This is a genomic window from Mesorhizobium sp. WSM3873 (assembly GCF_001672445.1).
Classification (GTDB): domain Bacteria; phylum Pseudomonadota; class Alphaproteobacteria; order Rhizobiales; family Rhizobiaceae; genus Mesorhizobium.
On the sequence record NZ_LYTM01000012.1, the window covers coordinates 200,918 to 224,632 of the forward strand.

General features: G+C 63.7%; 27 protein-coding genes. 19 read left to right on the forward strand and 8 right to left on the reverse strand.

The features are described from left to right. Positions 1–29: 29 nt before the first annotated feature. The 4 genes from A9K71_RS10840 (at position 30) to A9K71_RS10855 (ending at position 3,507) form a co-directional block, all read left to right on the forward strand. Positions 30–662 (forward strand): LysE family translocator, encoded by a 633-nt coding sequence (locus tag A9K71_RS10840; protein ID WP_066994493.1) that lies wholly within the window; start codon positions 30–32, stop codon positions 660–662. Positions 663–811: 149 nt separating this feature from the next. Further along, positions 812–2,302, forward strand: a complete 1,491-nt coding sequence (gene rfaE1 / locus A9K71_RS10845) for a D-glycero-beta-D-manno-heptose-7-phosphate kinase (protein WP_082980447.1) — start codon at positions 812–814, stop codon at positions 2,300–2,302. A gap of 7 nt (positions 2,303–2,309) precedes the next feature. After that, entirely contained in the window at positions 2,310–2,882 is a 573-nt protein-coding gene (locus A9K71_RS10850; RefSeq protein WP_066994501.1) for an SIS domain-containing protein, read from the forward strand. Continuing rightward, entirely contained in the window at positions 2,875–3,507 is a 633-nt protein-coding gene (locus A9K71_RS10855) for an HAD family hydrolase (protein WP_066994503.1), read from the forward strand. Before A9K71_RS10850 ends, A9K71_RS10855 begins: the two co-directional genes overlap by 8 nt. A 68-nt stretch (positions 3,508–3,575) precedes the next feature. On the opposite strand, the gene A9K71_RS10860 is transcribed toward A9K71_RS10855, so the two are convergent. Then, positions 3,576–4,052 (reverse strand): Lrp/AsnC family transcriptional regulator, encoded by a 477-nt coding sequence (locus tag A9K71_RS10860; protein WP_066994506.1) that lies wholly within the window; start codon positions 4,050–4,052, stop codon positions 3,576–3,578. Between the two features lie 220 nt (positions 4,053–4,272). Between A9K71_RS10860 and trxB the strand changes: the two genes are divergently transcribed. Together trxB and A9K71_RS10870 are read left to right on the forward strand one after the other, a co-directional pair. Beyond that, positions 4,273–5,247 (forward strand): thioredoxin-disulfide reductase, encoded by a 975-nt coding sequence (gene trxB, locus A9K71_RS10865; RefSeq protein ID WP_066994509.1) that lies wholly within the window; start codon positions 4,273–4,275, stop codon positions 5,245–5,247. Positions 5,248–5,319: 72 nt separating this feature from the next. Continuing rightward, positions 5,320–6,216, forward strand: a complete 897-nt coding sequence (locus A9K71_RS10870) for a LysR family transcriptional regulator (RefSeq protein ID WP_066994511.1) — start codon at positions 5,320–5,322, stop codon at positions 6,214–6,216. A gap of 768 nt (positions 6,217–6,984) precedes the next feature. On the opposite strand, the gene A9K71_RS10875 is transcribed toward A9K71_RS10870, so the two are convergent. Then, on the reverse strand, positions 6,985–9,036 hold the full coding sequence (locus A9K71_RS10875; protein ID WP_066994514.1) for an elongation factor G: 2,052 nt from the start codon (positions 9,034–9,036) through the stop codon (positions 6,985–6,987). A gap of 273 nt (positions 9,037–9,309) precedes the next feature. Here A9K71_RS10875 and A9K71_RS10880 point away from each other — a divergent pair, with 273 nt between their 5' ends. Continuing rightward, positions 9,310–9,705 carry a cupin domain-containing protein gene (locus tag A9K71_RS10880; RefSeq protein ID WP_066994518.1) on the forward strand — a complete coding sequence of 132 codons (396 nt, stop codon included), beginning with the start codon at positions 9,310–9,312 and terminating at the stop codon, positions 9,703–9,705. Positions 9,706–9,764: 59 nt separating this feature from the next. Here the strand turns inward: A9K71_RS10880 and A9K71_RS10885 are convergent, their stop codons facing one another. Beyond that, on the reverse strand, positions 9,765–10,967 hold the full coding sequence (locus A9K71_RS10885; RefSeq protein ID WP_066994522.1) for a pyridoxal phosphate-dependent aminotransferase: 1,203 nt from the start codon (positions 10,965–10,967) through the stop codon (positions 9,765–9,767). Between the two features lie 205 nt (positions 10,968–11,172). Here A9K71_RS10885 and A9K71_RS10890 point away from each other — a divergent pair, with 205 nt between their 5' ends. The 3 genes from A9K71_RS10890 to A9K71_RS10900 all read left to right on the forward strand — a co-directional run bounded on the left by A9K71_RS10890 (position 11,173) and on the right by A9K71_RS10900 (position 13,639). Beyond that, positions 11,173–12,072, forward strand: coding sequence for an EAL domain-containing protein (locus A9K71_RS10890; RefSeq protein ID WP_066994525.1), 900 nt, complete (start codon positions 11,173–11,175; stop codon positions 12,070–12,072). Continuing rightward, on the forward strand, positions 12,069–12,944 hold the full coding sequence (locus A9K71_RS10895; RefSeq protein ID WP_066994528.1) for an EAL domain-containing protein: 876 nt from the start codon (positions 12,069–12,071) through the stop codon (positions 12,942–12,944). The genes A9K71_RS10890 and A9K71_RS10895 overlap by 4 nt, the downstream gene beginning before the upstream one ends. Positions 12,945–13,030: 86 nt before the next feature. After that, positions 13,031–13,639 (forward strand): glutathione S-transferase family protein, encoded by a 609-nt coding sequence (locus A9K71_RS10900; RefSeq protein WP_066994931.1) that lies wholly within the window; start codon positions 13,031–13,033, stop codon positions 13,637–13,639. Positions 13,640–13,930: 291 nt separating this feature from the next. On the opposite strand, the gene A9K71_RS10905 is transcribed toward A9K71_RS10900, so the two are convergent. Together A9K71_RS10905 and A9K71_RS10910 are read right to left on the reverse strand one after the other, a co-directional pair. Beyond that, positions 13,931–14,131, reverse strand: a complete 201-nt coding sequence (locus tag A9K71_RS10905; RefSeq protein ID WP_066994531.1) for a hypothetical protein — start codon at positions 14,129–14,131, stop codon at positions 13,931–13,933. Between the two features lie 322 nt (positions 14,132–14,453). Next, on the reverse strand, positions 14,454–14,666 hold the full coding sequence (locus A9K71_RS10910) for a cold-shock protein (protein ID WP_066994534.1): 213 nt from the start codon (positions 14,664–14,666) through the stop codon (positions 14,454–14,456). Between the two features lie 273 nt (positions 14,667–14,939). Here A9K71_RS10910 and A9K71_RS10915 point away from each other — a divergent pair, with 273 nt between their 5' ends. Further along, positions 14,940–15,269: a hypothetical protein gene (locus A9K71_RS10915; RefSeq protein ID WP_066994933.1), complete on the forward strand. Its 330-nt coding sequence runs from the start codon at positions 14,940–14,942 to the stop codon at positions 15,267–15,269. 23 nt (positions 15,270–15,292) lie between these two features. On the opposite strand, the gene A9K71_RS10920 is transcribed toward A9K71_RS10915, so the two are convergent. Continuing rightward, positions 15,293–15,862 carry a methylated-DNA--[protein]-cysteine S-methyltransferase gene (locus tag A9K71_RS10920; protein WP_066994936.1) on the reverse strand — a complete coding sequence of 190 codons (570 nt, stop codon included), beginning with the start codon at positions 15,860–15,862 and terminating at the stop codon, positions 15,293–15,295. Positions 15,863–16,037: 175 nt separating this feature from the next. Between A9K71_RS10920 and A9K71_RS10925 the strand changes: the two genes are divergently transcribed. From A9K71_RS10925 to A9K71_RS10950, 6 genes are all read left to right on the forward strand, one after another. Beyond that, the gene (locus A9K71_RS10925; RefSeq protein ID WP_066994537.1) at positions 16,038–17,012 is read left to right on the forward strand and encodes a lytic transglycosylase domain-containing protein; all 975 of its coding nucleotides are present in this window, start codon (positions 16,038–16,040) and stop codon (positions 17,010–17,012) included. Positions 17,013–17,057: 45 nt separating this feature from the next. Then, on the forward strand, positions 17,058–17,552 hold the full coding sequence (locus A9K71_RS10930) for a GNAT family N-acetyltransferase (protein WP_066994539.1): 495 nt from the start codon (positions 17,058–17,060) through the stop codon (positions 17,550–17,552). A 399-nt stretch (positions 17,553–17,951) separates the two neighbouring features. After that, a complete protein-coding gene (locus A9K71_RS10935; RefSeq protein ID WP_066994541.1) occupies positions 17,952–19,220 on the forward strand; it encodes an ABC transporter substrate-binding protein in 1,269 nt (422 codons plus the stop codon). A gap of 5 nt (positions 19,221–19,225) precedes the next feature. Further along, a complete protein-coding gene (locus tag A9K71_RS10940) occupies positions 19,226–20,164 on the forward strand; it encodes a sugar ABC transporter permease (protein WP_066994939.1) in 939 nt (312 codons plus the stop codon). 1 nt (position 20,165) lies between these two features. After that, entirely contained in the window at positions 20,166–20,990 is an 825-nt protein-coding gene (locus A9K71_RS10945; RefSeq protein ID WP_066994544.1) for a carbohydrate ABC transporter permease, read from the forward strand. A gap of 214 nt (positions 20,991–21,204) precedes the next feature. Then, complete coding sequence (locus A9K71_RS10950) at positions 21,205–21,762, forward strand: DUF4142 domain-containing protein (RefSeq protein ID WP_066994547.1); 558 nt, start codon at positions 21,205–21,207, stop codon at positions 21,760–21,762. A gap of 28 nt (positions 21,763–21,790) precedes the next feature. On the opposite strand, the gene A9K71_RS10955 is transcribed toward A9K71_RS10950, so the two are convergent. Further along, positions 21,791–22,111 carry a DUF1476 domain-containing protein gene (locus tag A9K71_RS10955; protein ID WP_066994550.1) on the reverse strand — a complete coding sequence of 107 codons (321 nt, stop codon included), beginning with the start codon at positions 22,109–22,111 and terminating at the stop codon, positions 21,791–21,793. A 226-nt stretch (positions 22,112–22,337) separates the two neighbouring features. On the opposite strand from A9K71_RS10955, the gene A9K71_RS10960 reads away from it, so the two are divergent. Further along, a complete protein-coding gene (locus A9K71_RS10960) occupies positions 22,338–22,721 on the forward strand; it encodes a DUF6152 family protein (RefSeq protein WP_066994553.1) in 384 nt (127 codons plus the stop codon). After that, complete coding sequence (locus tag A9K71_RS10965) at positions 22,722–23,189, forward strand: hypothetical protein (RefSeq protein ID WP_066994556.1); 468 nt, start codon at positions 22,722–22,724, stop codon at positions 23,187–23,189. 28 nt (positions 23,190–23,217) lie between these two features. Here A9K71_RS10965 and A9K71_RS10970 read toward each other — a convergent pair whose 3' ends face one another. Beyond that, the gene (locus A9K71_RS10970; RefSeq protein ID WP_197504217.1) at positions 23,218–23,562 is read right to left on the reverse strand and encodes a hypothetical protein; all 345 of its coding nucleotides are present in this window, start codon (positions 23,560–23,562) and stop codon (positions 23,218–23,220) included. Between the last annotated feature and the right edge of the window lie 153 nt (positions 23,563–23,715).

The window sequence follows — 23,715 nt, forward strand, 5'->3', positions numbered from 1 at the left end:
TCAGTCGGCTCCTATCGTGAGGGATCAAGATGCCGTCGACCGAACTGCTTATCGCCTTTTTCGTCACCACGGCTATCTTCGCCTACATTCCCGGACCGGCCATGCTCTATGCCGCCGCGCAGACCATGGCGCGCGGGCGTTGGTCGGGGCTGACGGCGGCGCTCGGCATCCATCTCGGCGGCTATGTCCATGTCCTTGCCGCCGCAACCGGACTGTCGGTGTTGTTCCATGCCGTGCCGCCGCTTTACATGGCGGTCAAACTTGTCGGCGCGCTGTACCTGATCTGGCTCGGTGTTTCGCTGTTCCGCGCCAAGATCCAGGGAAACGGAACGCTTCCTGCCATCGAGCGAAAATCGGCGCGTCGCGCCTTTTTCGAAAGCATCACGGTCGAGGTGCTCAATCCCAAGACAGCAATCTTCTTCATGGCATCCCTGCCGCAGTTCATCGATGCCTCGGCGACCTTGCCGGTTTGGCTGCAGTTCGTGGTGCTGGGAACCGTCGTCAACCTGATGTTCTCGTCGGCCGACATCGTTTGCGTCTTTCTCGCCGGCGCGATGATTGCGCGCCTGCGGCGCTCCGGTCGCGCGCAGCGCCTTATGCAGCGCGCAGGTGGCGCCGTGCTTGTCGGTCTCGGCGTCCATGTCGCCTTGCAGAAGAGCTGATCCGTCCGGCGCCTTGGCCGTGGGCGATACGGCCCGCCGTTGCGCTGGCCCCGATTGCGGTATATCGGCATCGCGAAGAATGAAGAGCGCCGCATTTCCGGCGCTGCAACCCCGATCAAGAACCGCCGTTCTCGGCGCGCGCCAGTGAGATGATCAAGCACCATCTGCCTTCCCCGGAGCCCTTGCATCGCACCATCGCCCACTTCGGCGAGGTCACCGTGCTGGTGGTCGGCGATTTCATCCTCGACCGTTTCGTCAACGGCGTCATCGAGCGGATCTCGCCTGAAGCGCCGATCCCGGTGCTGCATGGGCGGGGCGAGGTGGTGGCCCTGGGCGGCGCCGGCAACGTCGTTTCCAACATCGTTTCACTGGGCGGCGCCGCCATCCCGGTCTCCGTCATCGGCGCCGACCAGGCCGGCGACAATCTCATGCGCATGCTCGGCGATCTTGGCGCCGATACGGACGGCCTTGCACAGCGGCAGGACCGCATGACCTCGTCGAAGAGCCGCTTCAGCGCGCTTAACCAGCAGGTGCTGCGTTTCGACGAGGAGGAAATCAAACCGTTGTCCAGTGGCGAGCGGGCGACGCTTGTCGAGCATTTCCAGGCTGCCCTTGCGCGCGCCGATATCGTCATCCTGTCCGACTACGGCAAGGGCATCCTGCTCGACGGCGTGGCGGCCGAACTGATCGCGATCTGCCGCGATGCCGGAAAACCGGTGCTGATCGACCCGAAGGGCCGCGACTATGCGCGCTATGCCGGGGCGACGGCGGTCACGCCCAACCGCAAGGAACTCGGCGAGGCGGTCGGACGCCCGGTCTTCGGCGATGACGAGATCGTCGCTGCGGCACGCGACCTGATTGCCGCGCATGACTTCGAGTTCATCGTCGCGACGCGCAGCGAAAAGGGCATGAGCGTGGTCACCGCGGAGGATGCCCGCCATATCTCCACGCAGGCGCGCGAAGTGTTCGACGTCTCCGGCGCCGGCGACACGGTCATCGCCACCTTCGCGCTGTCGCTCGCCGCGGGCGCCGACCGGGTGCAGGCTGCTACAATCGCCAATGCCGCCGGCGGCGTGGTCGTTGGCAAGCGCGGCACGGCGCGGCTGACAGTGGAGGAGCTTTCCGGCGCGCTGTTCCGCTCGCATGGACCGGTCGCCCACAAGGACGCCATTCTCGACGCCAATGCGGCGGCCAGGATGGTGGCGGCCTGGAAAGAGGAGGGGCTGTCGGTTGGCTTCACCAATGGCTGCTTCGACATTCTGCATGCCGGCCATGTCAGCCTGCTGCACGCCGCGCGCAGCCGATGCGACCGGCTGGTGCTCGGCTTGAACAGCGACGCCTCGGTGCGCCGGCTGAAAGGGCCCGGACGTCCGGTCAACGACCAGCACGACCGCGCCTGCGTGCTCGCGGCGCTCGCCTCGGTCGATGCCGTTGTCGTCTTCGAGGAAGACACGCCGCTCAAGCTGATCGAGGCGCTTCTGCCCGACATCCTGGTCAAGGGCGCGGATTACACGATCGAGACCGTGGTCGGCGCCGACGTGGTGCAGAACGCGGGCGGGCGTGTGGTGCTGGTCGACCTCGTCGCCGGCAAGAGCACCACCAAAACCATCGGCAAGCTGCGCGCCGGCGGCGCGAATTGAGGGTTTCATGTCCGAGCTGAACGACTATCTGGTCCGCTCCGCGGCGGCGATCTCGGCAATGGTCGAGCGCGATCTCACCGGCGAGATGGAGCGCGCGGTGAGCGCGGTCGTGAAGGCGCTGTCACACGGCAAGGCGCTGCTGATCTGCGGCAATGGCGGCTCGGCGAGCGACGCCATCCACATCGCCGGCGAACTGGTCGGCCGGTTTCTTAAAGAGCGCAAGGCCTACAATGTCATCGCGCTGCCGGCCAATGCGGCGGTGCTGACCGCCTGGGGCAACGACTACGGCTTCGACACCGTCTTCTCACGCCAGGTCGAGGCGCATGGGTCGGAAGGCGCGGTATTGCTCGCCATCTCCACCAGCGGCAATTCGCCGAGCATCCTTGCCGCCGCCGAGCAGGCGCGGGCCATGGGCATGACGGTGATCAGCCTCACCGGCGACACCGGCGGCAAGCTCAAGCCGCTCACGGACATCTTGCTCAACGTGCCGTCGACCTCGACGCCGATCATCCAGCAGGGGCATCTCTGCCTCTATCACCACCTGTGCGAGGCGGTCGAAGCGCGTCTCAGCAATGGCTGACCGCGAAGGGGATTTTCCGCTCGTCGAGCCTGGCCTGTGGATCGAGCGGATTGGCGCCAAGGCGTTTCCGGCTGGCCTGCCGGCACTGTTTCTAGACCGTGACGGCACCATCAATATCGATACCGGCTATCCTGACGATCCGGACGCCATGGTGCTGCGCGACGGTATCGCGCCTGCCATAGAAGCCGCGAATCGGCGCGGCATTCCGGTCATCCTCATCACTAACCAGTCCGGTATCGCGCGCGGCTATTTTGGCTGGGATGCCTTCGCCCGGGTCAATCAGCGGGTGCTCGAACTGCTTGCCGAGAAGAACGCAGCCGTCGACATGGTGCTGGCCTGCGCCTACCACGAGGCCGGTTCGGGCCCGCTGGCGATCGCCGACCATCCGATGCGCAAGCCCAATCCGGGCATGCTGCTCGAGGCAGGGCGCCGCCTCGGCCTCGATCTCAAGCGATCGCTGATCGTCGGCGACAAGCCGGCCGACATGGAAGCAGGCCAGCGCGCCGGCCTCGAGCGCGGCTGGCTTGTCGATGGCGAAGCCACACCGATAGGCGGCTTTTCCGTTTTGCCGCTGCGCGATGTGCGGGACCTGGAAGGTCTGCTCACCGCGATACGATCGCAATGATCGCGGATTGATTCAAAATTGAGCGCCAAACCGCTGTTTTTCCAGCGGCTTCATCGGAAGCCGGCGCATTAAGCCGGAAAGGCGACCAGCCCCTCATCCTTGACCCGGCGGATGGTCAGCGCGGTGCGCACCGTGTCGACATTGGGCGCCGAGGCGAGTTCCTCGATGACGAAGGTCTGGAAGGTGCCAAGGTCGCTTGCCACGCAATGCAGCAGGAAATCGGACTCGCCCGACACCATCCAGGCATCGCGAACGATTGGCCAGCCCCTCGTCCGCTCGGCAAAAGCCTTGAGCTCGGCGTCGGCCTGATGGTGCAGGCCGATCAGGCAGAAGGCGACGACATCCATGCCGAGCGCCGGCGCATTGAGGAGCGCACGGTAACCGCGGATGATGCCGGCCTCTTCCAGTCGCCTGACGCGGCGCAGGCAAGGCGGCGCCGAGATGCCGACGCGGCCGGACAACTCGACATTGGTCATACGACCGTCACTCTGCAGCTCTCGCAGGATCTTCCAGTCGATGGCGTCGAGATCGGCTTTGAGCGGCATGATCGGCTTTCGCGCAAGAATCTTTCGCGATTTTGTAATTTGGTTTCGCGCACGAGGCCATCCCTTTGCGATGATTTTTCTGCAACTGGCTGCGATATGGCCCTGTATACCACTATGAAGCTTTCCGGGGACGAAGGCCAAGCTGCCTTGCTGGCTTGGCGGGCAGCACTTACATTACCGGCAACAAAACCACGGCCCTCGCGCCGCAGGGGACTTTTTCATGAACACCAAACACGCGCCCGTTCTCATCATCGGCTCCGGGCCGGCCGGCTACACCGCGGCGATCTATGCCGCCCGCGCCATGCTGAAGCCGATGCTTGTCGCCGGCCTGCAGCAGGGCGGTCAGCTGATGATCACCACCGACGTCGAAAACTATCCGGGCTTCGCCGATCCGATCCAGGGCCCCTGGCTGATGGAGCAAATGCTCAAGCAGGCCGAGCATGTCGGCACCGAGATCGTCAACGACATCATCACCGAGGTCGACCTCAACGTGCGGCCGTTCCGCGCCACCGGCGATTCCGGCACCGTCTACGCCGCCGACGCTTTGATCATCGCCACCGGCGCGCAAGCCAAGTGGCTGGGTATCCCGTCCGAGCAGACCTTCATGGGCTTCGGCGTCTCGGCCTGCGCCACCTGCGACGGCTTCTTCTATCGCGGCAAGGATGTCGCCGTGGTCGGCGGCGGCAATTCGGCGGTGGAGGAGGCGCTCTACCTCGCCAACCTCGCCAAGAGCGTCACCGTCATTCACCGCCGCAACGATTTCCGCGCCGAGCGCATCCTGCGCGAGCGGCTGTTCAAGAAGGACAATGTCCGCATCATCTGGGATACCGTCGTCGACGAGATCACCGGGCAGCCGGGCAAGGCACCGCTGCCGCCTTCGGTCGACGGCTTGAAGCTGCGCAATGTGATGACGGGCGAAGTGTCGCGGCTGCAGGTCGATGGCGTCTTTGTCGCGATCGGCCATGCGCCGGCGGTCGAGCTTTTCATTGGCAAGCTGAAGCAGAAGCCGAACGGCTATCTGTGGACGGCGCCCGATTCGACCCGTACCGACGTTCCTGGCGTTTTCGCTGCCGGCGACGTTACCGACGATGTCTACCGGCAAGCGGTTACAGCTGCCGGGCTCGGTTGCATGGCCGCGCTCGAGGCGGAGAAATATCTGGCGGGGATCGAGGTTCACCGCGAAGCGGCGGAATAATCGATCGGCTGAAAAAAGCCGTTTAAAAGCCTGATTTTTCATTCAGACGCCAAAGGCAACACGAGGGGAATCATGGCGCTGGACTGGGACAAGCTACGCGTGTTTCACGCTGCGGCAGAGGCTGGGTCGTTTACCCATGCCGCCGAAACGCTGCACCTGTCGCAGTCGGCGATCTCGCGGCAGGTCAGCGCGCTCGAGCATGACGTCGGCGTGGCGCTGTTCCATCGCCACGCGCGTGGCCTCGTGTTGACCGAGCAGGGCGAGATGCTGTTCCGAACGGCACATGACGTGCTGATGAAGCTGGAGACGATCAAGTCGCGGCTGACCGAGGCCAAGGATCGCCCGTCCGGCGTGCTGAGGGTCACGACAACGGTGGGGCTCGGGGCCGGCTGGCTGACCGAGCGCGTGCAGGAATTCATCGAGCTCTACCCCGAGATCAGCCTGCAGCTCATCCTCGCCAACGAGGAGCTCGACCTCACCATGCGTCAGGCCGATTGCGCCATCCGCCTGCGCCAGCCGCAGCAGCCGGATCTTATCCAGCGCCGGTTGTTCACGGTGCATTTCCACCTTTATGCGTCGCCTTCCTATGTGGCGAAGTTCGGCAAGCCCGCCTCGATCGCCGAGCTCAGGAACCACCGGATCGTCACCTTCGGCGTGCCGGTGCCCTCGCATCTGTCGGAGCTGAACTGGCTGGAGACGGTGGGCGATTTCGAGGGCGGGCAAAGGGTGCCGACGCTGCAGATCAACGACATCCTGTCGATCAAGCGCGCGGTCCAGGGCGGCGCCGGCATCGCCATGCTGCCCGACTACGTCATCAACAAGGACTCGAACCTCGTCCAGTTGCTGCCCGAAACCGAGGTGCCGTCCTTCGACACCTATTTCGCCTATCCCGACGCGATGAAGAACCAGGCGAAGCTGCACGTGTTCCGCGATTTCATCATCGCCAAGGCGCGCAGCTGGTCCTACTAGCAGGGGCCTGCCGATCCAGGGGTGGCGCCGGTCTGAGGACTTAAGCGCGCCATGGCGTGGGGCAGAAGGCGCTGCGGCAATTGCCGAAAAAGTTCGCATCGGGCTCTCCTGCCGCAGAAATAAACGCGACCAGCCCAAGTTCGCATCATTGTGAATTTAGCGTATTTCGGCGCCGGAATCTGACCCGGTTTGCATATCAGCGATCGCTTTCAGTCCGGAACGGCTCTGGATTCGACGATTTTTTCTGGTCCTATCGGTTCTCGGGACGGGTTAGACCACAGCCTACCTCTTTTTGCATGCGTGTGTTGCAAAATAGATGCTTGTTTCTTGAGCATGATGAGCACATATATAGTTCATCTCCAGGGCGCGTTCTCCTCCCATTAGCGCCCTCGAGTGTTCCCCTCTGGAGGTTAGCCCTAATCGGCACTTCCAATCAAACTCAGCCGGATCTTTATTGATCCGGCTTTTTTGTTGCGCCGAAGTCACGCCGACACCAGAAATGCGTGCGCGCGGCCCGCGTAACAGTGACATGTAACATCGGGTAACATGTCGCAGACGCACTCTATCGATTAGGTAGATCATAGGACGCGGTTGGTCGGTCCGGGAGATGGGGGCATCACTCGGACAGGCCGGGCTCAGGCAGCTACCGCGTCCGATCCATTTCCTGATGCGGCGGACCTGCCGTTGCCTCCCAAGGAAGACAGTCCGCAATTAAGAACGGCGCCCGGACGATCCGGGCGCCGTTTTCGCGTCTTCAACAAGATCCGATCAGGCGGCCTTGCCGTTGGCGTTCATCGCCTCGTCGGCGAGGCGCCCGGTCAGCTCGGCCATATGGTCGAAGACGGCCTTGTAGCTGGCGACGCCTGCCGTCGCCGAGCGCAGCTCGATGATCAGGTCGCCGATCTCGGCCTGGGGCATGGTCGCTTCGACCACGTCCCAGCCCGGCCAGCCGGGCCGCGCGTCATAGCCAAGGATCTGGCCGCGCCGCTGCGGGATCAAAGCGATAATCCTCGAAGTCGCATCTGAAGGCGTGACGATCTCGACCTTCATGATCGGTTCCAGCAGAACCGGCGAACAGGCCGCCATGCCTTCCTTCATCGCCAGCTTGGCCGCCATCTGGAAGGCCATGTCGGACGAGTCGACGGCATGATAGGAGCCGTCCGAAAGGTTGACGGCGACATCGACCACCGGGAAGCCGAGCGGACCGGATTTCAGATAGTCGCGGATGCCGGTCTCCACCGACTGGATGTAGGTTTTTGGCACGACGCCGCCGGTGATGGTGTCGGTGAACTGGAAACCCGTGCCGCGCGGCAGCGGCTTGATCTCGATCACCACGTCGCCGAACTGGCCGTGGCCGCCCGACTGTTTCTTGTGGCGGCCGCGCTGCTGCGCGGATCTGCGGATCGTCTCGCGATAGGGAACGGCCGGCGAATGGCCATCGATCGGGATCTGGTTCTTGCCTTCAAGCCGCTCGCGCACGACGCGCAGGTGCATCTCGCCATGGCCCGACAATACGGTCTCCGCGGAGTCCTGGTTGTGGTGCAGGCTGAGCGAGGGGTCTTCCTCGGCTAGCCTCTGGATCGCTGCCGACATCTTGACCTCGTCCTTGCGCTCCTTGGGGCGCAAAGCGAATGCGAACACCGGTTGCGGGGGCTCCAGGGCGATCAGCGGCTTGATGCCGCCTTTGGCCGAACTCAGCGTTTGGCCGGTCCTGACATTGTCGAGCTTGCCGAGCGCGACGGTATCGCCAGCCTTGGCCGACGGCAGCTTCAACTGGTCTTTGCCAAGCATCTTGTAGATGCCGGAGACCTTCGTCGTGTCGCCGCTGGAGAGGAAGAGTTCGGCCGCGTCGGCCACCTGGCCGGAAAGCACACGCGAAATAGACAGTTTGCCGCCATGCGCGGTGTGGATGGTCTTCATCGCCTGCACGACCGTCTGGCTGCCATCGGGCGCGCCAAGGCGCTTGCGCGTCGCCTCGACGTCAGGCGCGTCGTGGCGGATAGCCTTCAACAGGCGCAGCACACCGTTGCCCTTCTCGGCGGTACCGATCAGCACCGGCGTCACCGAGCCGGCGCGCAGGTCGGCGGCAAGGTCATCGAAGATCGCGTCCTTCGGCGGCTCGATCTCCTCCAGCAACTGCTCCATCAACTGGTCGTCATGGTCGGCCAGCGTCTCCAGCATCGAGAACCGTGCCTCGAGCTCGCGCGCCTTGTCGTCGTCCGGAATCTCGGCGACCTGGCTTTCGGCATATTCGCGGTAGACATAGGCGCGCTCCAAGGCCAGATCGATCGAGCCGATGACGACACCATCCTTGCGCAAGGGAATCTGGCGCAGCAGCAGCGGCGCCGAGCTGGCCGGCTGCAGCATCTTTAGCGTCTCGCGCACGCCGGCGACCGCCTTGTCCACCTTGTTGAGGAACAGGATGCGCGGCACGCCGAGATCGTCGAGCTTGCGCATGATGAGCTGAAGCGCGGGTATCTTCTTTTCGTCCGCTTCGGCCACGACCACGGCGACATCGCAGGCGGCAAGCACCGGCTCCGCCTCGAAGGCGAACTCGATGGAACCGGGGCAATCGACGAAGGTGAACTGCTCGCCCATGAATTCCGTCGTGGCAAAGGTCGCCTCGACGCTCATGGCGTGGGCGCGGGCTTCTGGCGAATGATCGGAAACCGTGTTGCCCGATGAAACGGGATTCTGGCGGGGAATGGCGCCCGTGCGGGCGAGGATAGCTTCGAGAAGTGTCGTCTTACCGCTTGCGAAGGGACCGACTATGGCGATGCATTTCGGTCCCGTGCGTCGTCCTCCGGCGCGATTACCCATGGCTGACCTCCACTCAGGCGTTTCCCTGGGAGCGGCGGCCGGCCTGTTCAGCCGTCGCGGGCGGGGTTGTTGCTCACCACCTGCCAAGGCCATCGTCACACGGGTTAGCGGAGAGGGCAAGGAAAATAGGAAATGCGCCGGCTTTGGTTTTGTGCTCGGTTTCGAACAGCCCGGTGGCTCAAGCGCTCAAAGGCGATTGCGTCGGTCGCCATATAGCAAGAAACTGACCTCCCGCTGCGGCGGACGGTCCCTAACGATTTGAGAGTTTCTACGATGAAGATCATTGCGTGCGGCAGCGTGCCGACGATCATCGCGCCTGAAAAGTATTTCACCGGCAAGGTGCTGCAGACGCCGATCATCGAGAAGGAGGCGCCGGCGCGGCTGAGGGCAACCCTGGTCAGTTTCGAACCGGGCGCCCGCACGCATTGGCACACGCACCCGCTCGGCCAGACGCTCTACGTCACCGCCGGCGCCGGGCTTGCGCAGACATGGGGCGGGCCGATCGAGGTGATCAGGGCTGGCGACGTCATCTCCTTCGCGCCGGGCGAAAAGCACTGGCATGGCGCCGGACCGAAAACCACGATGACGCATGTCGCCATGCAGGAGGCGCTGGACGGCGTCCATGCCGAGTGGCTCGAGGCGGTCTCCGACGAACAGTATGGCGGCTGATTGCCGTCCAACAAAAACCCGGCGCGAAGCCGGGTTTTTGTGGATGGCGGCGTTGCCGATCAGGTCAGCGACGCAGTGAAGCGCTGGATGCGGGTGCAGGCTTCCTCCAGCAGCGCCTCCGATGTTGCGTAGGAGATGCGGAAGTTCGGGCCGAGGCCGAAGGCCGATCCGAACACAACGGCAACGCCTTCGGCGTCGAGCAGCTCCGAGCAGAAGGCTTCGTCATTGTCGATGACCTTGCCGGCCTTCGTCTTCTTGCCGATCAGCTCAGCGCAGGACGGATAGACGTAGAAGGCGCCTTCCGGCGATGGGCACGAGATGCCGCGCGCCTGGTTGAGCATCGACACGACGAGGTCGCGCCGGCCCTGGAAAATCGCCTTGTTCTTGGCGATGAAGTCCTGCGGGCCGTTGAGCGCCTCGACGGACGCCCATTGCGCGATGGTGCAGGCGCCGGAAGTCTGCTGGCCCTGGATCATGTCCATTGCCTTGATCAGCGGCACCGGGCCGGCGGCGTAGCCGATACGCCAGCCGGTCATGGCATAGGCCTTCGACACGCCGTTCATGGTCAGCGTGCGCTCGTAGAGGCTCGGTTCGACCTCGGCGATGGTCTTGAAGACGAAGTCGCCATAGGTCAGGTGCTCATACATGTCGTCGGTCAGCGTCCAGACATGCGGGTGCTTGAGCAGCACGTCGGCCAGGGCCCTGAGTTCACGCTCGGTGTAAGCGGCGCCCGATGGGTTGGACGGCGAGTTCATCAGCAGCCATTTCGTCTTCGGCGTGATCGCCCTTTCCAGCACCTCAGCCGTCAGCTTGAAGCCGTTGTCGATCGAGGTGTCGGCAAAGACGGACGTGCCGCCGCAGATCGCCACCATTTCCGGGTAGCTCACCCAATAGGGGCGCGGGATGATGACCTCGTCGCCGGGGTTCAGCGTCGCCATGAAGGCGTTGAACAGGATCTGCTTGCCGCCGGTGCCGACGATGGTCTGCTCCGGTCGGTAGTCGAGATTGTTCTCGCGCTTGAATTTTTTGGCGATCGCCTCGCGCAGCGGCGCGATGCCGGAGACCGGCGGGTACTTGGTCTCGCCACGGCGGATCGCCTCGATTGCCGCGTTCTTGATGTTATCGGGCGTGTCGAAGTCCGGCTCGCCGGCGCCGAGGCCGATGACGTCACGGCCGGCATTTTTCAGCTCACGCGCTTTCTGCGTCACCGCGATGGTCGCGGAAGGCTTCACGCGGGAAAGGGCGTCGGCAAGAAAGGCCATGACAGAGCGTCTCCAAGAGAAGGGCGCGGCCAGGATCGGCCGCGGCGCCTCTCATGTCGCATCATCGGGCCAAGCGCAAGCATTGTCGGATGATCCAGAGGTCAAGGTGGCGTGAGCGGCAACTATAAATTCATCAACGAGCGGTAAACCCTTGGCTGGCAGGATGGCAGATCGAATTGCGCTTACTCTGCGGAGCGAGGGACCTTTGTCGCGCAGCATCGGGCTTGCCCATATCATCCGTCATGATGACGGCACCTCAAGCGGTGTCTGGGGAATCTACACGCTGCAGAGCGCCTTCCAGCCAATCTTCGCCTTCGATGGAGGCAAGCTTTCGCTCGTCGCCTTCGAGGGGCTTATCCGCCCGTTCCGCGACGGTGAGCCGCAATCGCCGATGAGCTTCTTCGGCACTTGCCCCGCAGGCGACCGGCTGCACATCGAGGCGCTGACCAGGACGCTGCATCTGCTCAACGCCGGCGGCTGTCTGCCGCAAGAGGCGTCGATCTTCGTCAACTTCGATCCGTCGGTGTTCACCGACCGCGCCATCGTCGACAAGGCGCTGCGCGACATGCGGCTGGTGCTGCACGAGGCCGGTATCGACCCGCGCCGCATCGTGTGCGAGGTCACCGAGCAGAAATCGGCTTCGCAGGAAACGCTCTACAGCTTCGTCGAGGCGCTGCGCGCCAACGGGTTCCGCATCGCCGTCGACGATTACGGCGCCGACGAATCCGACATCAACCGCATCAAGGAATTGCGGCCGGACATCGTCAAATTCGACGCCAACTGGATCACGCAGCTGATGGAGTCCGGGGCCGGATTCGCGCTGCTGACGACGATGGTGACGAGCTTCGAAAATCAGGGCATCCGCACGGTTTTCGAAGGCATCGAGGAAGGCTGGCAGCTCGAGCTCGCCGAGAAATCCGGGGCGTCGATGGTGCAAGGCTATGTGCTTGCCCGGCCGGAGCTGGCCTCGACCAGTCTTCGCGTCTTCGGCAAGAGCGTGCAGGCGCCCGCGGCCGGGGAGGGCAAAACGATCGCGGCCGCCAGTCCCGCTCCGGTGGCGTCAGCTCGCCCGACCAAGGCGTTTGGGCGCAAGGTGACGCCATGATCGGGCGGCCCGACAGGCAGCGCCCCGAAAGGCGGCGAAGTGTCGCCGAAGCGATCTTCGAAGACGAGATCGGCCTTCAATTCGGCGTCTATGGCGAGTTCCGGCTGTGGAGCGCCTACCAGCCGATCTTCGCGCCGCGTGGCAGATCGCTGCAACCTGTCGCCGTCGAGGCGCTGATCGAGCCGCGGCGCGGCGCGACGCCCGTTGCGCCGCAAGTTTTCTTCGACAGCGTTGCGGCAAAGGACCGTCTGTTCGTCGAGACGATGTGCCGGATGCTGCATCTCGGCAACTACCGCAACATCGGCGTCGATGGCCTTACCCTGTTCTTCAACTACAATCCGATGATCAACGATCATCTCGGACGGGCGCTCGCCGAGATCCGGCTGATGGCCAGGCATCTCAGCGATTTCGGCCTCGAGCCGGCCATGCTGGCCTGCGAGATCACCGAGCAGGCAGCCGACGAGCATGTGCTCGCCCGCCTCGTGCGCGAGATGAGGCGTGACGGTGTCCGCATCGCCATCGATGACTTCGGCACCGGACATTCGACCGAAGCGCGCATCAGCCTGCTGTCGCCCGACATCGTCAAGATCGACGGCGGCTGGTTTGCCGAGTTCTGCCGCCATGCCGCTGCCGAGCGGTTCTTCCGGCCGCTGGTTTCGACGCTGCACGACCGCGGCGCCAAGGTGCTGGTCGAGGGCATCGAGCATGCCACGCATCTGCGCGTCGCGCTCGATGGCGGCGTCGACCTCCTGCAAGGATATCACCTCGCCCGCCCGGCGCTCGCCGGCACCATCTTCAACGAAGAGCCGCTGGCGATCGATGCGCTGCTCGGCATGGACAACAAGGTAGTGCCTTTGCATCAGCGCCGCTGATGCTTTCACTCAAAAACAAATCACTGGATGAACTCCGCACAGGCGAGTTAGAGGCTGCCGATCGTTCGTCGCGCGCGGAGAGGGCCATGATCCTTTATGACATGATCGACAGCGGCAATTGCTACAAGCCGCGTCTGTTGATGGCAAAGCTCGGCATTCCCTTCACCCGCATCGAAGTGAGCTCGCACACCGGCGAGACGCGCAAGGCCGACTATGTCGCCAAGAACCCCAACGCGATGGTGCCGCTGCTCGAGCTCGACGACGGCCGACGCATCGCTGAATCCAACGCCATTCTGCTCTATCTCGCCGAGGGCACACGCTTCCTGCCGGCCGACAGATATGAGCGGGCGCTGGCCTATCAGTGGCTGTTCTTCGAGCAGTACAGCCACGAGCCCTATATCGCGGTGCGCAAGGCGCTGCTCACATTTCCCGAGAGGGCGAAGGATGCGACGCCGGAACGGTTGGCGCTGACTTTGGAGCGCGGCAAAAAGGCGCTGGACGTGATGAACAAACATCTGGAGCAGAACTCCTTTTTCGCCGGCGGCAGCTACAGCGTCGCCGACATTGCGCTCTATGCCTACACTCACACCGCCGAGATGGGCGGCTTCCAGCTCGACGCCTATCCGGCCGTGGTGGAGTGGCTGAAGCGGGTCGAGACGGACAAGAGGCACGTGCCGATCGAGTGGGTTGGGTAGTCTGTTTCTATGCCGCAGCATTTTGCAGCCGCCGAATGCTGGCTATTTGATGAGACGATCGTATTCGGCATGGGTGCCGATCCAGATCCAGTAGAAGCATCAGCGCTTTCGAGGGCCAAGGCCCGATAAGTGTCGTCTATCCTCGCCGACCAAAGCTCTCCCACCTTTTGAAATGGAGGGACGGATGTCGCGGATTGGTCTCATCGAAGTGAAGTTCTTGTCGGCCGGTACGGCGAACGGCCTTTGGCAAAGAATTGTATCTTGTCCAAAAACTAGCAGTAGCTCTGTGCCTCACAGGTCACGCAGTTTGCCGGCAGCTATTTCGGCGCGTGCTTCTGCCACCAGCTTGTCCAGCCGGCCCGCCTTTGCGTCGGCCTCAATCTGCTTGTCCCACAAATCGGCCTGCAGCGTCTCAAACCACGCGGCAAACGCCTTCAGCTCTTCAGGGCTGAGTTCGGCAACGGACTTTTCGATCTGTTCGAGCTTGGTCATGAATCATACTACAATTGGGCTAAAAGTACCAAAAGTGGGAACCACAAGCGCGGGCGGCGGCTTGCCAATTCAGGCAACAAAAAAGGCGGGACAATGCCCGCCTTCCTATGCCGGTAGCCTGATCGGAAGCGTTGGGGCCGGGCCGGCAGCTATCTGCTGTTCCAGCTTGTCGGGTCCTTTCGCTCCGGCGCGCTTATCGCACGACCGTCAGTACATCCGTGACTTGCCGCCCGCTCCAGGCTCTCGCCCGGTGCGCGTCGCTAACTAGGCGCATTGTGCAATGCCAGGCGATCACGCCCGGCTGCAAAATGCCAGCGCCAAATCAGGCTGCCTTGCTCAGAGACCCAGCAGCGGACTTGCCGGTGCGGCGGTCCTGCTCGATCTCGAAGCTGATCTTCTGGCCTTCAACGAGGGTGGTCATGCCAGCGCGCTCGACGGCGGAGATGTGGACGAAAACGTCCGCGCCGCCATTGTCGGGCTGGATGAAGCCGTAGCCCTTGGTGGCGTTGAACCACTTAACCGTACCAGTTGCCATGTAGAGTCCTTCACATTTGCTTCGTTTGACCGGACCAAAGCCCGGCCGGTGGTATCGAAATTTTGGAGATAGACGTCAGCAAACGCGAAGATCGCGGCCCGATCGATCGGCCAAATTCAATGCGCCGGATATAGTATGGTTCGCGAACGAAAACAAGATGGCGTTACCGGCATGTGCCGCGATAGCGTCCAACGGAGCCCACTGCGCTTGGAAGGTTTGCAGCCGGGGATGCGTTGTGGAGGGAAGATACGCTTGCTGTTGCGGGAGAATATCATGAGGACAATTCTGCTTGCCGCCTGCCTGATGTTGGTGGCCGCCGAGGCGCAGGCCGTCTCGCGCTACGACCCGACGCGCATGAGCTGCGACCGCGTGCGGGCGACGATCGCCAGGCAGGGCGCGGTCATCCTGCGCTACCAGTCGACGCGCGTGCCGGGACTGCCGCTTTATGACCGCTATGTGCAGGACGAGCGCTTCTGCAACATGGGCGAGGTGAGGGCGCGGGCCTATGTGCCGAGCGCCGATATCAAATCCTGCCCCGTCTATATCTGCAAACGGCCGGACTTCGACCGGCATTTCCGACGGCGGATCTTTCCGCGCCATTAGAGTCCGGCGTTCGGCAAGCCGTGTCAGAACGCGAATGATGCCTGAGCGGCCGGCGGCGGGCCGACCCGGACGCCTTCCATGGCCAGCATCTTCTCCTTGGTGGCGGAGCCGCCGGTAGCCGAGAAGCCGCCGATCTTGCCGCCGGCGGCAAGGATGCGGTGGCAGGGAATCACCAGCGGCACCGGATTGGCGCCGAGGGCTGCACCGGTTTCGCGCGCAAGCCCGGCATGGCCGGCCCGCTTGGCCAGTTCGCCATAGGTGGTGGTCTCGCCGAAGCCGAGCTTGCGCGCAGCGTCATAGATGGCGAGGCGGAAATCGTCGACGCCGTCGAGATCGACCGGCACGCCGGAGAAATCGACATCCTCCCCGGCCGCATAGGCCTTGATCGAGGCGATCAGTTCGACCACCCATTGCGGCTGTTCGGTGGAGGTGGAGACTCCGGCATGGCGAAACAGGCGGCGCTCGACCGCTTCGCGACTACGCTCGGGCAGGCAGAGCCGGATCAGGCCCTTTTCGCTCCAGGCGATGCCCATGAAGCCGATCACTGTTTCTAACACTGCGTGGCCGGCCGTGATCGGCAATGCGTTTTCCATGGTGCGCTCCTTTCCGCAAACTGCGAAAAACGGGTACATCTCCAGTACAGATGGGGAACAATATCGCAGTTTGCTTCGAGTCTCGCCACCCGAAAGCTGCACACTGGCCCTGATTGCCCGGTTGGAATCGCTGGTGTAAGGACTTTTCAACAACCGACAATCGGACCTGCAGGGCTTGGCAGCGAAAATCATCCTCACCGCGATCGGCGTGCTCGTTGCCGCTGCCGGCCTCAGCGGCTGTACCTCGACCTCACAGATGAAACCCTCGCCGGCGCTTGCGGCGGCATCGACGCCGGCCGCCGAGGACGACACACCGACCATCGCGCTGCCCGAAACCGTTGCTGTGCTGCCGGAGCCTTCCGGCCTCGCTCAGGTGCAAACAGCGGCGCTGACCGGCGATGCCGTGGCCCTGGCGACGGCACCTGGGGCGACGGCGCCTGGGGCGACAATGGCTGGCGCGCCGTTGCCGCCGCCCGCGCAGCCCGGCGCCGCCCTCCCGCCGCCGGCGCAGCCTGCCGCGTTCGCCGGCTCGACACCCGTGGCCGGGCAGTTTCCGCCGCCGCCGGTGCTGATGACCGGCGCATCGCCGACCGGCCCCGGTGCGCTCAAGCAGGCCGCCGTCTACCGGACTGCCGCTGTTGCCATGCCGGTCACCGGCCAATCAGCGAAGGTGGCTCCTATGCCGGGCGTGCAGCAGGTCGCCTATGTGGTGCCGCAGAACCCGGCGCTGCTTGCCCAACCGGGCCCCGAACAGCATGCCACGGGTCCGCGCGCCGAGATCGAGCGGCTGATCGAGAAATATTCGGCGATCTACGAAGTGCCGGTCGATCTGGTGCGCCATGTCGTCAACCGCGAGAGCACCTTCAATCCGAAGGCCTATAATCACGGTCATTGGGGACTGATGCAGATCAAGCACGCGACGGCACGCGGCATGGGCTATGACGGGCCGGCAGCCGGCCTGTTCGACGCCGAGACCAATCTCAAATACGCTGTCAAATATCTGCGCGGCGCCTGGCTGGTCTCGGGCGGTAACGCCAAGCGGGCCGACCAGCTCTATCAGACGGGCTATTATTACGACGCCAAGCGCAAGGGCCTGCTCGATCAAACGGGTCTCGGCGTCGACCGCCGCCGCCTGCAGCCAGGCGCCTGAGCGCCGGCAACGAGGCTCGTCCCATCGGTCTTTTGGGGCAGTTGCATGCGTGACACCAGCCGCCGGCCGCCGACCCCCAACGATGTCCGCCTTCGCAAGCTTCTCGACGATGCGCTGACCGCGCCGCATTGGCCGGAAGGCTTCGTCATGCGCCCGTTCGAGCATAGGGATGCGCAGGCCCTGCACGCGCTGCTGGAAGAGGCGCTCGACGACGGCGCCGAAGGTCGGTTCGACGAATGGTGGCCGCGCATCTCAGGCGATGCCGAGTTCGGTCCGGACCTCTGTTTCCTCGTCATCGACGGCAAGGGGCTGCTGGCGGGCGCCGCGCTTTGCTGGGCGTCGGGCTTCGTCAAGGATCTGGCGGTTCATCCGGACTCGCGAAGGCACGGCATCGGCGAGGCGCTGATGCGGCACGTGTTCCTGACTTTCCGCGACAGGGGTGCAGCCCATGTCGACCTCAAGACCAACACGGTGAAGAACCCCGCAGCCTTCAGGCTTTACGAGCGGCTCGGCATGGTTCCGGTGGCCTGGGAAGGCTAGGCGCTTCGCAGCATTTGCCTTCAGGGACACAACCGAATGCAGGGCGCATTGTGAACCGCTTCACACAAGCTGACGTTAGGACATGCTAATGCGTCGTGGTGCAGGGCGGCCGATCGGCGGATCGACGCTGGCAAGGCGTCGGAGAGGCTGTGCCGGCATGCGTCAGCCACTCCAAGGCGGGCTCCGGGGCGGCGGGTTTCGGAGCCCGCCCGCTTTGGGCCTGCGGCCAATCGCGAGATCTCCCTAACCGAGTGACTGGGGTCAGTCCGCTCGCGGACCGTCCCCGATGGCCATGCCGGGAACCCCGAAGCGTCGCTCCGCATTCAATGCGGGCGGAGGGTCATCATCAGGCGACGCGGCAAGGTCCGCGTGGACGATTCCGAGGCGAGGCCCACCAGCATGAAATTTTACCGCGCATTCCTTGCACTTGCCGTTGGCGCGATGCTCGCGGTGGCGCCGGCTCGCGCGGTCGAGCTGTCGATCGTGTCGGGCGACACGGGCAACGGCATCAAGGTCTTGCGCGAGATGCTCGACCGTTACCAGAAGCAGAGCGGCAACAAGGTCGACATCGTGGTGATCCCGCCGTCGGGCACCGACCAGTTCGGTCAGTTCAGATTGTGGCTCGCGGCGGGAAACAGCGACATCGATGTCTACCAGACCGACGTGATCTGGGCGCCGCAGCTTGCCAGCCAACTCGTCGATCTCACCGCGGCGACCAGGGATGTCGTGGCCGAGCATTTCGCGTCGATCATCCAGTCGCAGACCGTGAACGGAAAGCTGGTGGCGCTGCCGATCTTCACCGACGCGCCAGCGCTTTATTACCGCAAGGATCTGCTCGACAAATATGGCGCCAAGGTGCCGACCACCTGGCGGGAACTGGCCGACACCGCCAAGCTCGTCATGGACAAGGAGCGCACCGCCGGCAACAAGGACCTGTGGGGCTTCGTCTTCCAGGGCAACGCCTATGAGGGGCTGACCTGCGACGCGCTCGAATGGGTGAGGTCGAATGGCGGCGGCCAGATCATCGAGCCCAACGGCACGGTCTCCATCAACAACCGACAAGCCGCGGCCGCGCTCGACATGGTCAAGGGCTGGATCGGCACCATTGCGCCGCCGGGCGTGCTCGCTTACCAGGAAGAGGAATCGCGTGGCGTCTGGCAGACCGGCAATGCCGTCTTCATGCGCAACTGGCCCTATGCCTATGCGCTCGGCAACAGCGAGACCTCACCGATCAAGGGCAAGTTCGATGTGGCGCCGCTGCCGGCAGGAACCGGCGAAGACGCCCGGCCGACGGCAACGCTCGGCGGCTGGAACCTCGCGGTTTCCAAATATTCCAAGCACCAGGACGCGGCGATCGATCTGGTGAAGTTCATCGCCTCGCCCGAGATGCAGAAATATCGGACGCTGAGGACGTCCAACCTGCCTACCATCAAAGCGCTATACGACGATCCCGATATCGCCAGGGAACAGCCGATCGTCCCGCGCTGGAAGCAGATATTCCTCAACGCGGCGCCGCGCCCTTCGGCGGTCGCCAAAATCAAGTACAACGAAGCCTCGAGCCAGTTCTGGACGGCCGTCCACAACACCATGTCGGGCGACGGCAGCGCCGCCGACAATCTGGCCGATCTCGAAGCCAGGCTGACCAGGCTGAAGGGCAAGGGCTGGTGAGGGCGATGCCTGTGAGCCGCTCGCGCCTGATGCGGCAACGCGTGCGCTCGGCCTGGCTGTTTCTGGCGCCGATGCTTCTGGTCCTTGCCGCCGTCGCCGGCTGGCCGCTCCTGCGCACCTTCTACTACAGCTTCACCGACGCCTCATTGGCCGATCTCGACGCCCGCCAATGGGTCGGCTTCGACAATTATTTCTCGATGCTCAGCATGCCGAGCGGCCGCGTGCTCTATGACGGGCTGCTCGCCGATCCGGTCTGGTGGCGTGCCGTGTGGAACACGCTGCTCTTCGCGGTGGTCTCGGTGAGCTGCGAAACGGTCCTCGGCATGATCGTGGCGCTCGTTCTCAACGCCGATTTCAGAGGCCGCGGCTTCGTCAGGGCGGCGATCCTCATTCCATGGGCGATCCCGACCATCGTCTCGGCCAAGATGTGGCAGTGGATGCTCAACGACCAGTTCGGCATCATCAATGCGGTGCTGCTCAACCTTGGCCTGATCGACGCCAAAATCGCCTGGACCGCGAGCACCGACACGGCGACGATCGCGGTGCTGATCGTCGACATCTGGAAGACGACACCGTTCATGGCGCTGCTTTTCCTCGCCGCGCTGCAGATGCTGCCGCGCGATGTTATCGAGGTCGCCAGGCTTGACGGCGCCAATCCGTGGCAGATCTTCTGGAAGGTGACCTTGCCGCTCATCCGCCCGGCGGTCATGGTTGCGGTGATCTTCCGCGCGCTCGACGCGCTGCGCATCTTCGACCTGATCTACGTGCTGACGCCCAACAATGTGCACACCAAATCGATGTCGGTGTTCGTGCGCGAGAACCTGTTCGAGTTCGACAAGTTCGCCTATGGCTCGGCCGCCTCGACGCTGCTTTTCCTGATCGTCGCGCTGCTCACCATTTCCTACATCCGCATTGGCCGGATAGAGCTGGAAGGAGGCCGCTGAGATGGCGATGTTGAAGCGCCTGGGCTTCTTCCTGCTGGTGGGGGCAATCGTCTTCGTCGCGGGGTTTCCGCTCTATTACGCCGTCGTCACCAGCCTGAAATCCGGCACCGAGTTGTTCGAGGCGAGCCTCTGGCCGCAGGCGTTAAGCCTCGCCAACTACAGGAACGTGCTGGTCGAAGGTCCCTTCCTGCGCAATCTCTTGAATTCCTTGGTCGTCTCGGGCGCGGTCGTGCTCATCTCGCTGCTGCTCGGCGTGACATCCGCCTATGCGCTTGCACGCGTCCGGTTCCGCGGCCGTTCGACACTGATGCTTGCCATACTGTCGGTGTCGATGTTTCCGCAGGTCGCGGTGCTGGCCGGCCTGTTCGAGATCATCCGGGCCTTTGGCCTCTACAATTCGCTCATCGCACTGATCTTCTCCTACATGATCTTCACGCTGCCGTTCACCGTCTGGGTGCTCACCGCCTTCGTGCGCGACCTGCCGGTCGAGATCGAGGAAGCGGCGATCCTCGACGGCGCGACGCCATGGATCATCGTCACTCGCGTCTTCCTGCCGCTGATGTGGCCCGCATTGGCGACGACAGGGCTGCTCGCCTTCATCGGCGCATGGAACGAGTTCCTGTTTGCGCTGACCTTCACCTCCAACAACGCGCAGCGCACGGTGCCGGTGGCGATCGCGCTGCTTTCCGGCAACTCGCAGTTCGAGATCCCCTGGGGCAACATCATGGCCGCTTCGGTGATCGTCACGGTGCCGCTGGTGGTGCTGGTGCTGATCTTCCAACGCAAGATCGTTTCCGGCCTAACCGCCGGCGGCGTGAAGGGATAGGCCGTGCTGATGTTCAGGTGATGCCGGGCTGCAAATGGCGGTGTCCTGCGCTTCCGGTGTTCACGTGTTCAAGTGCGCTCCGCTCCGGTTCTCGGGCTCAACCGCTTTCAGCACGGCCTGACCTGAATCTCAACACAGCCTCCTTCACGGGCCCTGAACGCAACCGGCAGCGCCATTTCGCGTTGGAAGTGCAAGGGGCTGATCGGAGATTCAGATGAAAACGCTTCTGACCGCGGCCGCCATCGCGCTCCTTGCCGGCGCGCCGGCCACCCTTGCTCAGTCGAGCGACAGCGACGATGTCGCGCCAATGGCGGCAGACAACAAGGTCGACACGCAGACTTTCGTCACCACCGTTCCCAATGCCAACCAGTTCGAAATCCAGGCGAGCAGGCTGGCCGAGGAGAAGTCGCAGTCGGACGAACTCAGGGCTTTTGCCGACGAGATGGTCAGGGACCACACCAAGGCAGGGGAGGATTTCAAGGCGGCGATGAGCCAGGGCCAGACGACGGCTTCTATCAAGCCTGCCGGCCCCGCCCTGGGGCCTAAGGAACAGCAGATGCTAGGCGAGCTCAAACAGGCGAGCGGCACAGAGTTCGACCGGAAGTATATCAAGATGCTGATGGATGCGCACAGGGACGCGGTCGCGCTGTTCAGCACCTATGCCAATTCCGGCGACGACCCGGCGCTGAAGGAATTCGCCAAGAAGACTCTGCCGGTGCTGAAAATGCACGAGAAGCATGTGAAGGAACTGGCGGTGGCGTATCACGAGTGAGGGTGGTTTCTGCCCCCGCAGCGGATCCTCAGCTCGCCTTGATCTGCTCGACCGCCGTTGCCAGCAACTCGTCCATGGCCTGGCGAATCTGGGCATCCGACTGGACGACGCCTGCTGCGTCGAAGTCGGCACGGACCTTGCGGAACACGTCATTGTCGCCCGCTTCCTCGAAATCCGCGCGCACCACCTCTTTCGCATAGGCGTCGGCATCCACGCCGGATTTGCCGAGCTTTTCGGCGGCCCACAGGCCGAGCAGCTTGTTCCGGCGCGCCACGGCCTTGAACTTCGTCTCCTCGTCCATTGCGAATTTCTTTTCGAAGCCTTCCTGACGGTCCCTCATGCTGCTCATGGTTTGCCTCGCTCAGACGTGAGTTCGACCGCCTTCGATGCATGAGAAGAGCGGCCAGGAGAAGCGAAAATGGGGAGCATGAAGGCCTGTAGCAAGGCCTGATCGTGCTGTGGACGCCGCGGACCCGAAATTCGTGCCGTGCCGGGCCGAAGCTCCGATGTGATTTGACCTGGCCGTGCCGTAGCCTACTTTCGACCGCTGGCAGGAGGAGTGGAGGAGACGGGCGATGCAGTTACCGTTGAACCCCATGCAGGGCGTCGTGCTGGCGGCGGCGTTGATGTTTGGCACTGCCGCCTATGCCCATCACGGCTGGTCGTGGACGCAGGACGAGTTCTTCGAGCTCAAGGGCAAGATCGCGGCGATCTATATCGGCAATCCGCATGCGACGCTGGACGTCGATGCGCAGGGCGAGGTGTGGCGGGTGGAGATGGCGCCGCCGGCCCGCACCATCGCCGCCGGCTTCACCGAGGAGGTCGCCAAGCTCGGCGACGCGGTGACCGCGATCGGCCATCGCTCGCGCGAGGAGGCGGAAAAGCGCATGAAGGCGGTGCGCATCATCGTCGGCGGCAAGCGCTACGACGTCTATCCCGACCGCCTGCCGCCGGCCTAGATGGCGGAGTTTCTGGCCGGCATCGAGCAGCTTGCCTTGGTGCGCGGGCTGAAAGCCTCCTTCGTCGCCTATCCGATCGTCAATGCGCTGCACATCATGGCGGTCGGCGCGTTGCTCACCAGCGTCGGCCTCATGGATTTCAGCGTCCTCGGCGCCTTCCGCTCGCTGCCCCACGCGCCGCTCGTCGCGCTGCTGCGCCGCGTAGCCCTTGGGGCGTTTGGCGGGGCAATCGTCACCGGGGCGCTGCTGTTTTCGGTAAAGGCGAGCACCTATGCGGCGATGCCGATCTTCCTTGCCAAGATGACGCTGATCCTGCTGGCGGGGGCCAATTTCCTCGCCTTCACTCGCCTGATCCGCACGAGCGGGGTGGCCGAGTCGGCCGGGGGCATCGCGGCCGTCCTGGCCGTGATTTCGCTCGGCCTGTGGACCTGCGTGCTTTTCGCCGGGCGGTTCATAGGGTTTTTGTGAAGCAATTCCATGAAGAACCGCTTGCTGCTCAGATGTCCGGCGCGCTGCCGACCTTCTTCTTCAGCTCCAGCGCCCAGGCGCGGCCTTCGTCGCCGCCCCACAGCAGCCAGGCGATGTAGCCGGCAGAGGGATTTTCCTCGTTGCCGTAGTTCTTGCCGCGCTTGTCGACCTCGTGGCGGGCGAAATAGCTGACCATGCGGCGGATGGTCGAGGGTGAAAGGTTCTTGCGGTTCTTCAACTCCGTCGCCCGCGCGACGCCGATCTCGGTGCCGCCGCGGCCGAACTCCTTGCGCAGGCGCAGCCCCTTTGCGGCGTTGTCGGCGACCACCTGCGGGCAGCGCAGATCGATTTCGTCTTCGGAGATGTCACCCATCGCAGATTTTTAGCCTACGGGCAGAATGCGGGGAAGCGGGGTTCCGGAGTTGCTAATCGGTGCCGGTACCAAAATGCGCTGAGATGAACGGGCACGAAGTCGCGCTCTACGGCGCCCCCCTCTGTCCTGCCGGACATCTCCCCCACAAGTGGG

Coding starts and splice junctions, on each gene's coding strand:
- A9K71_RS10965 (WP_066994556.1), top strand. CDS start 22,722: ATGGCGGAGTTTCTGGCCGGCATCGAGCAGCTTGCCTTGGTGCGCGGG.
- A9K71_RS10870 (WP_066994511.1), top strand. CDS start 5,320: ATGGCGCTGGACTGGGACAAGCTACGCGTGTTTCACGCTGCGGCAGAG.
- A9K71_RS10905 (WP_066994531.1), bottom strand. CDS start 14,131: ATGACCAAGCTCGAACAGATCGAAAAGTCCGTTGCCGAACTCAGCCCT.
- rfaE1 (WP_082980447.1), top strand. CDS start 812: ATGATCAAGCACCATCTGCCTTCCCCGGAGCCCTTGCATCGCACCATC.
- A9K71_RS10900 (WP_066994931.1), top strand. CDS start 13,031: ATGATCCTTTATGACATGATCGACAGCGGCAATTGCTACAAGCCGCGT.
- A9K71_RS10945 (WP_066994544.1), top strand. CDS start 20,166: ATGGCGATGTTGAAGCGCCTGGGCTTCTTCCTGCTGGTGGGGGCAATC.
- trxB (WP_066994509.1), top strand. CDS start 4,273: ATGAACACCAAACACGCGCCCGTTCTCATCATCGGCTCCGGGCCGGCC.
- A9K71_RS10915 (WP_066994933.1), top strand. CDS start 14,940: ATGAGGACAATTCTGCTTGCCGCCTGCCTGATGTTGGTGGCCGCCGAG.
- A9K71_RS10840 (WP_066994493.1), top strand. CDS start 30: ATGCCGTCGACCGAACTGCTTATCGCCTTTTTCGTCACCACGGCTATC.
- A9K71_RS10885 (WP_066994522.1), bottom strand. CDS start 10,967: ATGGCCTTTCTTGCCGACGCCCTTTCCCGCGTGAAGCCTTCCGCGACC.
- A9K71_RS10875 (WP_066994514.1), bottom strand. CDS start 9,036: ATGGGTAATCGCGCCGGAGGACGACGCACGGGACCGAAATGCATCGCC.
- A9K71_RS10920 (WP_066994936.1), bottom strand. CDS start 15,862: ATGGAAAACGCATTGCCGATCACGGCCGGCCACGCAGTGTTAGAAACA.
- A9K71_RS10895 (WP_066994528.1), top strand. CDS start 12,069: ATGATCGGGCGGCCCGACAGGCAGCGCCCCGAAAGGCGGCGAAGTGTC.
- A9K71_RS10880 (WP_066994518.1), top strand. CDS start 9,310: ATGAAGATCATTGCGTGCGGCAGCGTGCCGACGATCATCGCGCCTGAA.
- A9K71_RS10970 (WP_197504217.1), bottom strand. CDS start 23,562: ATGGGTGACATCTCCGAAGACGAAATCGATCTGCGCTGCCCGCAGGTG.
- A9K71_RS10935 (WP_066994541.1), top strand. CDS start 17,952: ATGAAATTTTACCGCGCATTCCTTGCACTTGCCGTTGGCGCGATGCTC.
- A9K71_RS10855 (WP_066994503.1), top strand. CDS start 2,875: ATGGCTGACCGCGAAGGGGATTTTCCGCTCGTCGAGCCTGGCCTGTGG.
- A9K71_RS10950 (WP_066994547.1), top strand. CDS start 21,205: ATGAAAACGCTTCTGACCGCGGCCGCCATCGCGCTCCTTGCCGGCGCG.
- A9K71_RS10850 (WP_066994501.1), top strand. CDS start 2,310: ATGTCCGAGCTGAACGACTATCTGGTCCGCTCCGCGGCGGCGATCTCG.
- A9K71_RS10930 (WP_066994539.1), top strand. CDS start 17,058: ATGCGTGACACCAGCCGCCGGCCGCCGACCCCCAACGATGTCCGCCTT.
- A9K71_RS10940 (WP_066994939.1), top strand. CDS start 19,226: ATGCCTGTGAGCCGCTCGCGCCTGATGCGGCAACGCGTGCGCTCGGCC.
- A9K71_RS10860 (WP_066994506.1), bottom strand. CDS start 4,052: ATGCCGCTCAAAGCCGATCTCGACGCCATCGACTGGAAGATCCTGCGA.
- A9K71_RS10960 (WP_066994553.1), top strand. CDS start 22,338: ATGCAGTTACCGTTGAACCCCATGCAGGGCGTCGTGCTGGCGGCGGCG.
- A9K71_RS10910 (WP_066994534.1), bottom strand. CDS start 14,666: ATGGCAACTGGTACGGTTAAGTGGTTCAACGCCACCAAGGGCTACGGC.
- A9K71_RS10955 (WP_066994550.1), bottom strand. CDS start 22,111: ATGAGCAGCATGAGGGACCGTCAGGAAGGCTTCGAAAAGAAATTCGCA.